Consider the following 14,932-nt stretch of genomic DNA (forward strand, 5'->3'; position numbering starts at 1 on the left):
GATGGGGTGAGACGAGCCGGCCTGTAAGCCGGGTCCTGTCCCCGGTCCGGATCGCTCCGGACCGGGTGACGGTCATCCATCTCGGGCGGCCGTTGCCGGCCGCCTCCAGCGGTCTACCCGCGCGCTCGGGCGGGACGCCCTCGACCACGCGCTGTCTGACCTTGCTCCCGGTGGGGTTTGCCGAGCCACGCCAGTCACCTGGCGCGCTGGTGGTCTCTTACACCACCGTTTCACCCTCACCCGTGCGTGCACGGGCGGTCTGTTCTCTGTGGCACTGTCCCGCGGGTCACCCCGGGTGGCTGTTGGCCACCACCGTTCCCTGTGGAGCCCGGACTTTCCTCGGCGGGTGCCCGGAGGCCCCGACGCGACCGTCCGGCCGACTCGTCTCGGCCGAACAGTCTACGTGCCGTCCTGGCTGGACGCGGCGGGACGGATCAGGCCAGCTCGAAGGTGATGCGGTGCTCGGTCACGTCGGCCTCCACCAGCCGCACGCGCACCTCATCGCCCGCCTCGACCTCGCCGGTGCCACGGGCGACCACGGCCGGCTCGGCGACCTGCACGGTGAAGCCACCCTTGTCGTCGACGTCCACGACGATGCCGGCGAACTCCTCGCCGACTCGCGGCTGCAGCACGGCGGCCTCCACCGCGTCCACGCACGCCCGTTCCACGCTCTTGGCGCGCGAGTCGGCGGCCTTCATGGTCTCGGGCAGTTCCTGCAGGGCCTCGCGGGCCCAGCCGGGGATCTCCTGCTCGGCGCAGATGGCCGCGCAGATCTCCAGCACGAAACGGTCCACCAGGCGCCGCAGCGGTGCGGTCGCGTGAGCGTAGGGGGCCGCGATGGCCGACTGCGTGCGGAGCTCCGGCTCCTGACCGTCGAAGGCGGTGTAGCCGGCGCCGCGGAACAGGCTGGTGGCCTCGTGCACCAGGAACAGGTGCCGCCCGTCGGTGGTGTCCAGCGAGCGCAGGAAGTCGCCGTAGCTGGCGTCCTGGGGCCACTCCACGCCAAGGCCCCGGGCCTGTCGGCGCAGGGTGTCGATGTCCTTCTGCTCCGGGTCCGGCATGGTGCGCAGGATGCCCACCGTGGCCCCCAGCATCAGGTCCGCGGCCGCCATGCCGGTCAGCAACGAGATCTGGGCGTTCCAGTCCTCGGCGGGCAGCAGCGGCCGGAAACGGGTCACGTAGCCCTCACCCTCGGCCTCGACCTCCTGCTCCGGCATGGGCAGCGTGGCCCCACCGCGCTGCTTCTCCTGCTCGATGCGGAGCAGGCCCACCTCCTTGAGCAGCAGCAGGGTCTCCTCGGCCGACCCCGCATCGATCTGCTCCTGGGCCTCGACGTAGGTGTACCGCCGGCGCGAGCGGACGGCGGCGCGGCCCACGCTGGCCTGCGTGAGCGCTCCGGCAGCGTCCAGGTGCAGCTCCCACAGGAAGGCGGGGCGGTCCTCCTCGGGCAACAGCGAGGCCGCGCCCTCGGACACGACCGGCGGGTGCAGCGGGGTGCGCTCGTCCGGGCAGTAGATGGTCAGGCCGCGGCGCCAGGACTCCGCGGCGATGGCACCGTCGGGCGTCACGAAGGCAGGCACGTCCGCGATGGCGTAGCGCACCAGGAAGCCGTCACCCTCCCGCTCGATGTGCATGGCCTGGTCGAGGTCCATGGAGCCCTCTGGGTCGATGGTGATGAACTCCACCGCCCGCTCGTCACGCTCCGGCAGCACGGCGGCCCCCGCGACCTCCTCGGCCTCGGCCAGCACGTCGGCGGGGAACTCCCCCGGCACCTCGTGCTCGTCACGGATCGCCGCGAAGGCTGCGACCAGACCGTCGGCCGCTGCGGGGGCGGTGCCCGTCTCGGTGGCGGGGCTGCCGTCGCGGTCGGTCGGGCGCAGGGTCAGGTGGGGGTGTGCCATCCGGTCACCCTAGCCACGTACCGTGCGCGTGTGCTGATCCTGCTTCCGCCCTCGGAGTCCAAGACCGCGCCCGCCCGTGGCCGCGCTGCACGCCCCGGCGACCGTTCCTTCCCCGCACTGGACCCGGTCCGTGACCAGGTGGCCCGGGCCGCGGCCGCGCTCAGCGCACAGGGGCCCTCCGCCCTCGGACTGCAGGAGTCCCTCGCCGGGGAGGTGGAGCGCAACACCCGCCTGCACAGTGCCCCCACTGCACGGGCCGATGCGGTGTACTCCGGCGTGCTCTACGACGCCCTGGACGTGGCGAGCCTCCCACCCGCGGGACGCCGCCGCGCCAGTGCCTGGTGCGTGGTGGTCTCGGCCCTGCACGGCGCGGTGCGGCTGGGAGACCGGATCCCGCCCTACCGGCTCTCCATGAACACCCCCGTCCCCGAGCTGGGGCCCCTGGCCGCCCTCTGGCGCGACCCGCTGCAGGAGGTGCTGCCGGAGGCGGCCGGCTCGCGGGGGCTGGTGATGGACGGCCGGTCCTCCACCTACGTGGCGGCGTGGCGGCCCCGGGGCGACCTCGCGCAGCGCTGGGTGTCCCTGGAGGTGCCCGGTGCCACGCACGGCGCCAAGCACACGCGGGGGCTGGTGGCGCGTGCCGTGTGCGAGCACGGGCTCAACCCCACCCGGCCGGCGCAGCTGGCCGAGGAGCTGCGGCCGCTCGGGTTCACCACCGAGCTGCTCGAGCCGCAGTCGACCACCGGGCCGTGGCGCCTGCGGGTGAACGCTGCCTGAGCCCGCTGGCCCTGCTCAGCGGGACGGCAGACCCTCCAGGTGGGCCCGGACGTTGAGCCCACTGAGCTCCACGAAGCCACCGGGCACCTCGGGGCCCACGAACTCGAGGGTGTGGAATGCGGCAGGGTGCTGCCCCAGCGCCCAGGAGCGTGGGTAGTCCAGTCCCAGCACGGCCTCCAGCGCCGTCATGATGGCGATGCGGTGGGCTGCCACCACGATCGTGTGCAGCTCCTGGTCCACGGCCAGGCGCCCCAGGTCGCGCAGGCCGTCCACCACACGGGTGGCCACCTCATGGTGGGTCTCGCCCCCGGGCACCTCACAGGCCGGGTCCTGGGCGAACTGTCGTGCCAGCCCCCGCCCCTCCTCGTCGACCTCGCGCCAGGACAGACCGTCCCAGTCGCCGAAGGCCTGCTCGTCGAAACGGTCGTCCTGCCGCGCCTCCAGGCCCAGCGCCTCGGCGACGCCGCCACCCGTCTGACGTGCTCGTTCGAGGCTGGAGGTCACCACCTGCACCCGTCCCTCCCGGGCGGGCTCGGCAAGCAGCCGGCCCAGCTCCGCGGCCGCGCGGGCGGCCTGCTCCTCACCCAGCGCCGAGAGCGGAGGATTGCTCCCGCCCCGACCGTCGATGCGGTACGTCTCGGTGTACTCGGTGACGCCGTGCCGCAGCAGCACCAGCTGCCAACGGTGCTCGGGGCTGGCCTCCTTCGGCTCCGGGGCGTGCGTCTCGTCCTGGACCTCGTGCCCGCCCTGCGCGGTGTCCCCCGCCGTGTGGTTGCGCACCACGGTGTTCCCGTCCATGCCGTCGTTGCTCAGTCGGTCCGCGGCCGCGTTCTCGGCCCGCGGGATCCACTGCCAGTCCACCTCGGCCCCGGCTGCGCGCAGCTCACGACTGAGCACCTGCGCCTCACGGGCCAGGCGCTGCATGTCCGGGTGCTTGATCTTCCAGCGTCCGGCCATCTGCTCGATCACGAGCTTGGAGTCCATGCGCACCAGCACCACGTCGCCGGACTCCACCACGCCGTGGTCGAGCAGCGCCTGCAGGCCCGCCACCAGTCCGGTGTACTCGGCCACGTTGTTGCTCGCTCGGCCCAGTGGTGCCGCCCGCTCGGCCAGCAGCTCGCCGCCGGGGCCGAGCACCAGTGCCCCATACCCCGCCATCCCCGGGTTGCCCCGTGAGCCGCCGTCGGCCTCGATTGTCCAGGTCGCCATCCTCAACCCTCCTGCGTGTCCACGACGAAGTCCCACGGGTCGGTGACCGTGCTGCTCACCATGGCGGTGATCCGCGCACCCGTGGCGGCGCGCACCTCATCGACCATCCGCTGGCCGGCGTCACGCAGCCAGAGTGACTCCGTGGCCCAGTGCCCCGCATCCACCAGGAAGGGGCCGTCAGGACCCCCGCTGCGCGCAGCGAGCAGCCCGTGCTCGCGGAACTCGCTGACGGGGTGGTGGCGGAGGTCGGCGGTCACCAGCACGTCGGCGCCGGCTGCACGCACGGCCTCGAACTCGCGGTCCCCCGAGCCACCCAGCACGGCGACCCGCTCCACCCGCCCCTCGCGCGGCCCGGCAACACGCAGCCCCACCGGCGCACCCGGCAGCATACCGGCGAGCTGGTGGGCGAACTCCTCCAGGGTGGTCTCACCCGGCAGCTGCCCCACGCGGCCCAGCGGCTGGCCCTCCGGCTCGGACAGGGGCTCGACGTGCTGCAGCCCGATTGCCGCGGCCAGGGCGTCGTTGACACCCCCACGGGCGACATCGGCGTTCGTGTGCGCCGAGTACAGGCCCACGCCCCCACCCGCCAGTGCCAGGACTGCTGCGCCCTTGGGCTCGGTGGGCACCACGGCGTGCAGCCCGCTGCGGAGCAGGTGGTGGTGGGTGACCAACAGGTCGTGACCGCCCGCCACGGCCTCATCGATCACCGCGAGGGTGGGGTCCACGGCCAGCAGCACCGACCTCACGGGCGCGGACGGGTCGCCGACGGTGAGCCCGACCACGTCCCCGGTGAGGGCCGTGTCCGGGGGGAACATCCGGTCGAGGACGTCCACCGCATCTGCGAGGGTGCACAGGCTGGTCTCCATGTGGGCCCGGCCGGGATCGAACCGACGACACCTGCGGTGTAAACGCAGTGCTCTGCCAGCTGAGCTACAGGCCCCGTGCACGGCAGGCGCCGCGCGGGGTCATCCTGTCACCCCGCCGACAGCGCCGGCGATCTGCTGGGGGTTCAGCCGCGACGACGGGTCGGGCGGCCCAGCTTCGTGACCAGCCACACGTCATCGACCTGCAGCGAGCTCTGGGGCTGCAGGCCCGCGGTCCGTGCCGCGTCCTCGACGTCCGCCTGGTCCACGTGGAGGTCGTGCTTCAGGTTCGGCGTGGCCAGCAGGACGAAGCCGTCGTCCTCCAGCCCGGCGAGAGCGTCGACGCAGTCGTCGGTCAGGTCGCCGTCCCCGGCCCGGAACCACAGCAGGCACACGTCGACGGGCCCGGTGTAGGCCTCGTCCTCCAGCGGCGCCCCGGTGGCCTCCTCGATGGCGAGGCGCAGGTCCTCCGGGACGTCCTCGTCCCACCCGATCTCCTGGACGATCTGGTCGTCGCTGAAGCCCAGCCGGTCGGCCAGGGCACGTGCGTCCGCCGTTGCGGTCGCCTCCACGTGGTCCTCCTCGTGTGTCCGTGGGCACCGGGAGCGCGGCTGCGTTCCCTCGTGCACCCCGCAGCAGGTGCCGCGGGCACCTCCATGATGCACGGCCTCCCACCGCGCGCGACACCCATCCCCCTCCCCGCCCCCGTCAGGGCGCCCACCGAGGGAGGTGGAACAATGAACGCAGTACGCCTGCACACCACGGTGCAGACAGCCCGCCGGGCGGCCCAGCCGTCCAGCGGGTGGCGCGCGTGAGGAGGAGAAGCTTCGTGTCGACCAAGGATTCCGGACCGATTCTCAACGGTCTGCCCAGCCAGCTCCCGGACATCGACCCCGAGGAGACCGGGGAATGGCTGGACTCGCTGGACGGCCTCATCGAGGAGCGAGGCCGATCGCGCGCCCGCTACGTGATGCTCGAGCTGCTGAACCGCTCCCGCGAACAGCAGGTGGGCGTCCCGTCGCTCACGACCACGGACTACATCAACACCATCGGCCCCGAGGGCGAGGCTTGGTTCCCGGGGGACGAGGAGGTCGAGCGCCGCTACCGCGCCTGGATCCGTTGGAACGCCGCGATCATGGTGCACCGCGCGCAGCGGCCGGAGATCTCGGTGGGTGGTCACCTCTCGAGCTACGCCTCCGCCGCCACGCTGTACGAGGTGGGCTTCAACCACTTCTTCCGCGGTCGGCAGCACCCCGGCGGGGGTGACCAGGTCTTCTTCCAGGGTCACGCCTCCCCCGGCATCTACGCGCGCTCCTTCCTGGAGGGCCGCCTCACCGAGGACCAGCTCAACGGCTTCCGACAGGAGAAGTCCCACTACGTGGACGGCAAGCTGATCGCTCTGCCGAGCTACCCCCACCCGCGGAGCATGCCGGACTACTGGCAGTTCCCCACCGTGTCGATGGGGCTGGGCCCCCTGGGCGCCATCGCCCAGGCCCAGTTCAACAAGTACCTGCACAACCGTGGGCTCAAGGACACCAGCGACCAGCACGTGTGGGCCTTCCTCGGCGACGGCGAGATGGACGAGCCGGAGTCGCGTGGTGCGCTGCAGATCGCAGCGAACGAGGGCCTGGACAACCTCACCTTCGTGGTGAACTGCAACCTGCAGCGCCTGGACGGCCCGGTGCGCGGCAACGGCAAGATCGTGCAGGAGCTCGAGGCCTTCTTCCGGGGCGCGGGCTGGAACGTCATCAAGGTGCTGTGGGGACGCGGCTGGGACGACCTGCTGGCCGCCGACCGCGACGGCGCCCTGGTGAACCTCATGAACTCCACCCCGGACGGCGACTTCCAGACCTTCCGTGCCAACGACGGCGCCTACGTGCGGGAGCACTTCTTCGAGCGCGATCCCCGCACGGCCAAGATGGTCAAGGACTGGTCCGACGAGGACATCTGGTGGAAGCTCAAGCGCGGTGGTCACGACTACCGCAAGGTGTTCAGCGCCTACCAGGCCGCCATGAACCACTCCGGCCAGCCCACCGTGATCCTCGCCCACACCATCAAGGGCTACTCGCTCGGCTCGCACTTCGCAGGGCGCAACGCGACCCACCAGATGAAGAAGCTGACCGTGGACGACCTCAAGGGCTTCCGCGACAGCCTGCAGATCCCGGTGCCGGACTCCGCCTTCCAGGACGACCAGTTCGCCGCGCCCTACTACCACCCCGGTGAGGACGACGAGACCATCCAGTACATGCTGGAGCGCCGCAGGAAGCTGGGCGGCGACCTGCCCGCCCGCCTCTCCGAGCACGTCCCGCTGACCCTGCCGCCGGAGAAGACCTACGAGGTCGGGCGCAAGGGATCGGGCACCCAGGCGGTGGCCACCACGATGGCCTTCGTCCGCATCCTCAAGGACATGATGCGCGACAAGGAGATCGGCAAGCGGATCGTGCCGATCATCCCCGACGAGGCCCGGACCTTCGGCATGGACGCCTTCTTCCCGACGGCGAAGATCTACAACCCCAACGGGCAGAACTACGAGTCGGTGGACGCCAACCTCATGCTGTCCTACAAGGAGAGCACCGAGGGCCAGATCCTCCACATGGGCATCAACGAGGCCGGGTCCGTGGCGGCCTTCACCGCCGCCGGGTCGTCCTACGACACCCATGACCTGCCCATGATCCCGGTGTACGTCTTCTACTCGATGTTCGGCTTCCAGCGCACCGGCGACAGCATCTGGGCCGCCGCCGACCAGCTGGCGCGGGGCTTCCTCATCGGCGCCACGGCGGGCAAGACCACCCTGGCCGGTGAGGGCCTGCAGCACATGGACGGGCACAGCCCGCTCCTGGCTGCCACGAACCCGGCGATCGTGTCCTACGACCCGGCGTTCGCATACGAGATCTCGCACCTCATGGCAGAGGGCATGCGTCGCATGTACGGCGAGGAGGCCGAGGACGTCATCTTCTACCTGACGGTCTACAACGAGCCGATGGTGCAGCCCAAGGAGCCCGAGGGCGTGGACGTCGACGGCATCGTGAAGGGCGGCTACCTGCTGGCCGAGGGCGAGGCCGAGGGACCGAAGGCGCGCCTGCTGGCCTCCGGTGTGGGCGTGCCGTGGGCGCTGGACGCCCAGAAGGAGCTGGCCGAGCGCTGGGGCGTGAACGCTGCGGTGTACTCGATCACCTCCTGGAGCGAGCTCGCCCGCGAGGCCACGCAGTGCGACGAGAAGGCCTTCCTCCACCCCGACGAGGAGCAGCCAACGCCGTACGTGCAGCAGCTGCTGCCCGCCGGTGAGGGCCCGGTCGTGGCCACCAGCGACTACATGCGTGCGGTGCCCGACCTCATCGCGCCGTGGGTGCAGGACGACTACTACGCCCTGGGCGCCGACGGGTTCGGCTTCTCCGACACCCGCCCGGCGGCCCGCCGCTACCTGCACATCGACTCCGCGTCGATGGTGGTCAAGACCCTCCAGCTGCTGGAGAAGCGCGGCGAGGTGGAGGCCGGTCGCGCCAAGGAGGCCGCCGAGCACTACGAGCTGCTCGACACCACGGCAGGCACCTCGGGCGAGGCCGGCGGCGACGCCTGAGGCCCATCCTCCCCGACGACGAGGCGCCCCCGGCCCAGGCCGGGGGCGCCTCGTCGTGGTCGATGGGGTCAGGCCCGACGGGCTCCCCGGCGCACCAACAGGGCACCGGCTGCCACCGCACCCACACCGCCGAGGAGACCCGGCGCAAGGTCCTGGACGGTGGCACCCGGCGCGCTGACCCCGGTGTCGACGATGGGCCCGTCCTCCTCGCGCCACGCGTCCCGGGTCTGCCTGGCCATGCCCGGCTGGTCGGCGAACACGCCGTCCACGCCGGCATCCAGGTGGGCACGCACCAGGGTGTCCATGTCACCCAGCTCGGCCGGGTCCTGCGAGCTGCGCAGGGATTCCGGCAGGAACGCGTTCTCCGCCCGGAAGGTGTAGGGGGTCACCGCCAGGCCGGCCGCGTGGGCGTCGGCCACCAGCGAGGTCGGCTCCCCGAGGACCCCTCCCTCCTCGGGAACCACCAGGGTGCGGTCGGGGCCGATGGCGTCGACGTCGCGGGCCAGCTCGTCGAGCCCGGCCGGCTGCATGAGGTCGGCATAGGTGCGCGGGTCACCGGCCACCTCCAGGTCCCACGGACGTCCCTGCGCCGAGGAGAGGAAGACCAGGGGCACCCGGGCTCCCAGATCCCGGTTCAGGTCCACCAGGTTCTGCAGCTCGAAGCTCTGGACGTGCACCGGAGCGTCCGCGTGGTCCAGACCGGCCCCGCGCAGCTGCTCGACCAGCGGCTCCTCCATGGACAGGCCGAGGCCGTCGAAGTAGGTGGGGTGCTTGATCTCGGGGATGATGCCGATCTCGCGACCCGTCTCGGCGCTGAGCCGCTCGCGCAGCTCGAGCACCTCGGCGAAGGTGGCCACCTCGAACTGGCCGTCGTAGCGGGTGTTGTCCGGGCGTTCGGCGGGGATGCGCTCGATCGCCCGCAGCGTCTTGAGCTCGGCCAGGGTGAAGTCCTCCGTGAACCACCCGGTGAGCTCCACCCCATCGACGGTCCGCGTGGTCCGACGTTCGGCGAACTCGGGCCGGTCGGCGACGTCGGTGGTGCCGGAGATCTCGTTCTCGTGACGGCACACGAGCACGCCGTCCTTGGTGCTCACGAGGTCGGGCTCGAAGAAGTCCGCGCCCATGCGCACGGCGAGCTCGTAGGCCTCGAGCGTGTGCTCAGGGCGGTGACCGGAAGCGCCCCGGTGGCCGATCACCCACGGCTTCTCGGCGGAGAAAACCGGGTGTGCGGTGGGGGCCCGGGAGGCGCCCTCCTCGCCGGTGGCGGCAGCCGGTGCGGCGGCCACCAGTCCGAGGCCGGTGGCGGTCAGGAGCAGGGAGGCGGCGATGCGCGGTGAGTTGTCCACCCCGGCAGCCCACCACCAGAGCCCCAACGCGCAGTGACCGGCGGGTGAGGGCCGGGTGTGCACTGCCCGAACGCCGGGTGAACGCCGGCAGGCGGGGGGCAGGTGTGTTGCACCGGTGCGCACCACTGGCCGTTGTCGAAGACCTACAGTGACCCCATGACAGTGCCTGCCGTGGACGACCGCACCCTCGCCGAGCTGCGGACCAGGGTCTCGGAGCTCACGCACACCGCACTGCTGGAGATGGAGCGGCACGAGTGGTACCGCGACCTCTCGGCCGAGCACCGGTCGGGCGTGGCGCTGGTGGCCGAGGCCGGCATCCGGGCCTTCGGGGAGTGGCTCTCGGGGCGAGGAGAGCCTGGGCGGGCCACCCTGGTCTTCGCCGACGCCCCGCGGGAGCTCAGCACGGCGCTGAGCCTGGAGCAGACCATCGAGCTCGTCCGCGTCACCGTGCAGACGGTCGAGGAGTCGGTGGAGGACCTCGCCCACGACGCCGCGGAACGAGACCGCCTGCTGGTGGCCTGCCTGCGCTTCAGCCGCGACATCGCCTTCGGCGCCGCATCGGTCTACGCTCGCGCGGCCGAGGCCCGCGGGTCGTGGGACTCCCGGCTCGAGTCGCTGGTGGTCGACGCCGTCCTGCGCGGCGAGGCCACGGAGGACATCCACTCGCGTGCAGCGGCTCTCGGGTGGGGGCAGGCGCAAGGGGTGGCCGTCGCGGTGGGGACCAGCACGGCGCTCACCGACGAGGCCGAACTGGTCCAGCAGGTGCGCAGCGCCTGCCGCCGCCACGGCAGGGAGGCGCTGGTCACCATCAACTCCGGGCGCGTGGTGGTGGTCCTCTCCGGGCTGGAGACGGCGGAGGACGCCTTCGCGCCCCTCACCGCCGCCCTGGACGAGACCCCGGTGGTGGTGGGCCCGGTGGTGCCGCACCTGTTCGCGGCCGGTCGCTCCGCCCGCGCCGCCCTGGCGGGGTGGAACGCCTCCCGGGCGTGGCCGGGTGCCCCGTCAGCCGTCCGCTCCAGCGAGCTGCTGCCCGAACGGGTCCTGGCCGGCGACGAGGCGGCCCGGAGGGAGCTCACGAAGCTGGTCGTCCGCCCGCTCCAGGAGGCAGGGCGCGACCTGTTGGCCACCGCCGAGACGATGCTCACCCAGGGCGGTGCCCTGGAGGCCAGCGCCCGAGCGCTGTTCGTGCACGTGAACACGGTCCGCTACCGCCTCTCCCGCATCGACGAGATCATCGGGCTCGATCTCACCGACCCCCGCGACGCCTGGACCCTTCGGGTGGCCCTGGCCGTCCACCGCATCGACGCGCCGCGGGTGCCCCAGTGGAGGCGCTCCGTCCAGGGCGACTCCTGACTCTTGGAGGAAACCTCCAGAGATGACCGACGTCCTCCGTGACTCCCCACCTCGGCACGGACCCGTGAACGCTTGCAAGAGTGGGGCTCGTGCTTGCGATCGTCTGCCCTGGACAGGGCGCCCAGTCCCCCGGATTCCTCGCCCCATGGCTCGAGCTGCCCGGATTCGCCGACCGGATGGCGTGGCTCTCCGCCTGCGCGGGGATCGACCTGGTGGCTCACGGGACCACCTCCGATGCGGACACCATCCGGGACACCGCGGTGGCGCAGCCCCTCATCGTGGGCTCCGGCCTGGTGAGCTTCCTGGCGTTGTTCGACCACCCGGCCGAGGCCTACCGCACCGTCCGCGTGGGCGCCGGCCACAGCGTCGGTGAGATCACCGCCGCTGTCGGCACCGGCGTCCTCAGCGCCGAGCAGGCCATGGTCTTCGTGCGGGAGCGCGGCCGCGGCATGGCCGAGGCCTCCGCTGCGCGCCCCACCTCCATGCGGGCCGTCGTCGGGGGTGACCCCGAGGAGGTCGTGACCGCGATCGAGGCAGCGGGCCTGACCGCAGCCAACCAGAACGGCGCCAACCAGGTGGTGGCCGCCGGCACGGTCGAGCAGCTCGAGGCCTTCGCCGCCGACCCCCCGGCCCGCACCCGTGTCATCCCGCTGCAGGTGGCCGGGGCGTTCCACACCGAGCACATGGCGCCGGCCGTCTCCACGCTGGGTGGCTACGCGCGAGCCATGAGCACCCACGACGCCCGTATCGACCTGGTCTCCAACGCCGACGGCTCGGTGCTGCGCTCCGGGCGCGAAGTGCTGTCCCGCCTGGTCTCGCAGGTCTCCCGCCCCGTGCGCTGGGACCTGTGCATGGACGCCTTCGCCGACATGGGCATCACCGGCGTGATCGAGATCCCGCCGGCCGGCACCCTCACCGGGCTGGTGAAGAAGCACCTCAAGGGCGTCGAGGCCCTGGCCCTGAAGTCCCCCGAGGACCTCGAGGCCGCACGCCGCATGATCGCCGAGCACGGCGAGGACCGTTCCGAGGGCACCGACCACCCCACCTGGCGGATGCTCGTCTCCCCCGGCAAGGGCACCGTCGACCTCGCCTGCTGCGACAAGGGCGAGGGCGGCCGTTTCGCCGCCGGCGACCAGCTGGCCACCGTCCGTGCCCTGCGCGAGGAGATCCCGGTCGAGGCCACCCACGGCGGCCAGATCGTCGAGTGGCTGGTGCAGGACGGCGATCCCGTGGCCCCCGGCCAGCCGATCGTCCGGATCCACCCCAGCCAGGAGGACTGATGCAGGCGCTGCGCACCAGCACCACCCTGCGCCCCGCCGCGATCTCCGGCGTGGGCGAGTACCGCCCGGAGCGAGTGGTCCCCAACAGCGAGCTGGTGGACCGCATCGACTCCAGCGACGAGTGGATCCGCCAGCGCTCCGGCATCGAGGAGCGGCGCTGGGCCACGGAGGTGGACACCACGCTCTCCATGGCCACCGCCGCGGCCCGCCGGGCGCTGGAGCACGCCGGCGTCACCGCCGACCAGCTCGGCGCCGTGATCGTGGCCACCGTCTCCAACCCGATGCGGACCCCCGGCGTCGCACCGATGCTGGCCGCCGAGCTGGGCAGCACCGCCCCGGCCTTCGACCTCTCCGCCGCCTGTGCGGGCTACTGCCACGGCATCGCCCTGGCGAACGACATGGTGGGGGCCGGCACCGCGGACCACGTGCTCGTGGTGGGGGTCGAGTTCCTCTCGCAGTTCACCGACCCCGACGACCGCGGCACCGCCTTCCTGTTCGGCGACGCGGCCGGCGCCGCGGTGGTCAGCCCGGCGGAGGTGTCCGGCATCGGGCCCACCGTGTGGGGATCGAAGGGTGACCAGTGGGAGGTCATCCGCACCCGCGAGGACGGGATGTTGACGATGACCGGCCAGTCGGTCTTCCGCTGGGCGGTGTGGAGCATGGCACCGATCTGCCAGCAGGCGCTGGACGCCGCCGGTGTGGCCGCCACGGACCTCGACGTGTTCATCCCCCACCAGGCGAACGCCCGCATCACGGCCGAGATGGTCAAGCAGCTCGGCCTGCCCCCACACGTCCCGGTGGCCGACGACATCCGCCTCACCGGGAACACCTCGGCCGCGTCCATCCCCGTGGCCACGGCACGGATGCTGGCCGACGGGTCCGCCCCGTCGGGCGGCCTCGCCCTGCAGATCGGCTTCGGAGCCGGGCTGGTGTACGCCGCCCAGGTCGTCCGACTGCCCTGAGAGACCCCCGCGGTCCGGCGGGTCAACACCGGACCACATCCGGTCGGCAGCTGCCGACACCATCGAGGGCCCACCCGGCCCACCACCAGGAGGAACCATGGCTCAGTCCGATCAGGAGATCCTGACGGTGCTCGCTGACGTCGTCAGCGAGGAGACCGGCATCGAGCCGGCAGAGGTCACCCCGGAGAAGTCCTTCGCCGGCGACCTCGACATCGACTCCCTGTCGATGATGACGATCCTCGTGAACGTCGAGGAGAAGACCGGCGTCGCCATCCCCGACGAGGAGATGGGCAACCTCAACACCGTTGCCGACGCCGTGAACTACATCAAGTCCCACCAGGCCTGAGGCCACATGCGGGGCCGGGCGGCCTCTGCAGAACGCCCGGCCCCCTCAGACTTCTCTCACCACCGGAGGAACCATGACCGACGTCGTCGTCACCGGCCTGGGCGCCATCACCCCCCTGGGTGGCACCGTGGCCGAGACCTGGCAGGCCCTGCTGAACGGCACCTCGGGGGCCGCAGCGCTCCCGCCGGAGTGGAAGGACCAGTACGGGCTGCCCGTGGAGTTCGCCACCCAGGTGACCGCTGACGTCGAGGACGTCCTCTCCCGGGTCCAGGCCAAGCGGATGGACCGCACCACGCAGTTCTCCCTCATCAGCGCCAAGGAGGCGTGGGCGGACGCCCAGTCGCCCGAGGTGGACCCCACGCGGCTCGCCGTGGTGATGGGCACCGGCATCGGCGGCGTCGTGACGGTGATGAACCAGTGGGACGTGCTGCGCGAGAAGGGGACCCGCCGGGTCTCCCCGCTCACCGTCCCGATGCTGATGCCGAACGCGGGGGCCGCGGCCGTCTCCCTGGAGCTGGGCGCGAGGGGTGCCTCGCGCACCCCGGTGAGCGCCTGCGCCTCCGGCGCCGAGGCCGTGGCCGTGGGCCTGGGCCTGCTGCGCCGCGGTGAGGCCGACGTCGTCGTCGTGGGTGGCGCCGAGAGCTGCATCCACCCGATGCCGATGGCGGGCTTCGCCCAGATGCAGGCCCTGTCCACCCGCAACGACTCCCCCACCACCGCCTCCCGCCCCTACGACACCGACCGTGACGGCTTCGTGCTCGGTGAGGGCGGCGGTGCCCTGGTGCTGGAGAGCGCCGAGCACGCCGCGGCCCGGGGAGCCCGCGTGTACGCCCGCCTGCTGGGAGCCGGCATGACCTCCGACGCCCACCACATCGCGGCCCCCGAGCCCGAGGGCGTGGGCGCTGCGGCGGCCATGTCCATGGCCGTCGAGGACGCGGGGGTGGCCGCCGGTGACATCGTGCACGTCAACGCGCACGCCACCAGCACCCCCGTCGGGGACATCGCCGAGAGCAAGGCGATCCGCCGCGCCTTCGGTGACGACGCCGACCACATGGCCGTCTCGGGCACCAAGTCCCTCACCGGCCACCTGCTCGGTGGCGCCGGCGCCGTCGAGTCCGTCTTCACAGTGATGGCGCTGCACGAGCGCACGGCCCCAGCGACCGCCAACATTGAGAGCTTCGACGAGGCCATCACCCTGGATGTGGTCCGGGACGGGCACCGCGAGCTCCCCACCGGTGACATCGTGGCGCTGAACAACTCCTTCGGCTTCGGCGGGCACAACGTGGCCGTGGCCTTCGGGAGTGCCTCGTGAGCGCCC

The 14,932-nt window shown here is 72.2% G+C and carries 12 protein-coding genes, 1 tRNA gene and 1 other RNA gene; 7 read left to right on the plus strand and 7 right to left on the minus strand.

Going from position 1 to position 14,932, the window contains the following annotated elements:
• Positions 1-8: 8 nt before the first annotated feature.
• An RNA gene (gene rnpB / locus ACEY2A_RS04520) (RNase P RNA component class A) lies at positions 9-384 on the minus strand.
• 50 nt (positions 385-434) lie between these two features.
• Positions 435-1,901 (minus strand): RNB domain-containing ribonuclease, encoded by a 1,467-nt coding sequence (locus ACEY2A_RS04525; protein WP_374929680.1) that lies wholly within the window; start codon positions 1,899-1,901, stop codon positions 435-437.
• Positions 1,902-1,931: 30 nt separating this feature from the next.
• On the opposite strand from ACEY2A_RS04525, the gene ACEY2A_RS04530 reads away from it, so the two are divergent.
• Positions 1,932-2,678, plus strand: a complete 747-nt coding sequence (locus tag ACEY2A_RS04530) for a YaaA family protein (protein WP_374929681.1) — start codon at positions 1,932-1,934, stop codon at positions 2,676-2,678.
• A gap of 15 nt (positions 2,679-2,693) precedes the next feature.
• Here ACEY2A_RS04530 and ACEY2A_RS04535 read toward each other — a convergent pair whose 3' ends face one another.
• The 4 genes from ACEY2A_RS04535 to ACEY2A_RS04550 all read right to left on the minus strand — a co-directional run bounded on the left by ACEY2A_RS04535 (position 2,694) and on the right by ACEY2A_RS04550 (position 5,322).
• Positions 2,694-3,887, minus strand: coding sequence for a histidine phosphatase family protein (locus ACEY2A_RS04535; protein WP_374929682.1), 1,194 nt, complete (start codon positions 3,885-3,887; stop codon positions 2,694-2,696).
• A 2-nt stretch (positions 3,888-3,889) separates the two neighbouring features.
• Positions 3,890-4,753: a Nif3-like dinuclear metal center hexameric protein gene (locus ACEY2A_RS04540; RefSeq protein WP_374929683.1), complete on the minus strand. Its 864-nt coding sequence runs from the start codon at positions 4,751-4,753 to the stop codon at positions 3,890-3,892.
• Between the two features lies 1 nt (position 4,754).
• Positions 4,755-4,827, minus strand: a tRNA-Val gene (locus ACEY2A_RS04545).
• A gap of 69 nt (positions 4,828-4,896) precedes the next feature.
• On the minus strand, positions 4,897-5,322 hold the full coding sequence (locus ACEY2A_RS04550) for a DUF3052 domain-containing protein (RefSeq protein WP_374929684.1): 426 nt from the start codon (positions 5,320-5,322) through the stop codon (positions 4,897-4,899).
• Positions 5,323-5,579: 257 nt separating this feature from the next.
• On the opposite strand from ACEY2A_RS04550, the gene aceE reads away from it, so the two are divergent.
• Positions 5,580-8,327, plus strand: a complete 2,748-nt coding sequence (gene aceE, locus ACEY2A_RS04555; protein ID WP_374929685.1) for a pyruvate dehydrogenase (acetyl-transferring), homodimeric type — start codon at positions 5,580-5,582, stop codon at positions 8,325-8,327.
• Between the two features lie 68 nt (positions 8,328-8,395).
• Here aceE and ACEY2A_RS04560 read toward each other — a convergent pair whose 3' ends face one another.
• On the minus strand, positions 8,396-9,673 hold the full coding sequence (locus ACEY2A_RS04560) for a glycerophosphodiester phosphodiesterase (RefSeq protein WP_374929686.1): 1,278 nt from the start codon (positions 9,671-9,673) through the stop codon (positions 8,396-8,398).
• Between the two features lie 156 nt (positions 9,674-9,829).
• Between ACEY2A_RS04560 and ACEY2A_RS04565 the strand changes: the two genes are divergently transcribed.
• The 5 genes from ACEY2A_RS04565 (at position 9,830) to ACEY2A_RS04585 (ending at position 14,926) form a co-directional block, all read left to right on the plus strand.
• Positions 9,830-11,026, plus strand: a complete 1,197-nt coding sequence (locus tag ACEY2A_RS04565) for a PucR family transcriptional regulator (protein ID WP_374929687.1) — start codon at positions 9,830-9,832, stop codon at positions 11,024-11,026.
• An 89-nt stretch (positions 11,027-11,115) separates the two neighbouring features.
• Positions 11,116-12,306, plus strand: coding sequence for an acyltransferase domain-containing protein (locus ACEY2A_RS04570; RefSeq protein ID WP_374929688.1), 1,191 nt, complete (start codon positions 11,116-11,118; stop codon positions 12,304-12,306).
• Complete coding sequence (locus tag ACEY2A_RS04575) at positions 12,306-13,268, plus strand: beta-ketoacyl-ACP synthase III (RefSeq protein WP_374929689.1); 963 nt, start codon at positions 12,306-12,308, stop codon at positions 13,266-13,268. The genes ACEY2A_RS04570 and ACEY2A_RS04575 overlap by 1 nt, the downstream gene beginning before the upstream one ends.
• A 97-nt stretch (positions 13,269-13,365) precedes the next feature.
• On the plus strand, positions 13,366-13,614 hold the full coding sequence (locus tag ACEY2A_RS04580) for an acyl carrier protein (protein WP_015779183.1): 249 nt from the start codon (positions 13,366-13,368) through the stop codon (positions 13,612-13,614).
• 73 nt (positions 13,615-13,687) lie between these two features.
• A complete protein-coding gene (locus ACEY2A_RS04585) occupies positions 13,688-14,926 on the plus strand; it encodes a beta-ketoacyl-[acyl-carrier-protein] synthase family protein (protein WP_374929690.1) in 1,239 nt (412 codons plus the stop codon).
• Positions 14,927-14,932 lie beyond the last annotated feature (6 nt).

It is taken from the genome of Kytococcus sedentarius (genome assembly GCF_041937525.1).
In the GTDB taxonomy this organism is placed as follows: domain Bacteria; phylum Actinomycetota; class Actinomycetes; order Actinomycetales; family Dermatophilaceae; genus Kytococcus; species Kytococcus sedentarius_A.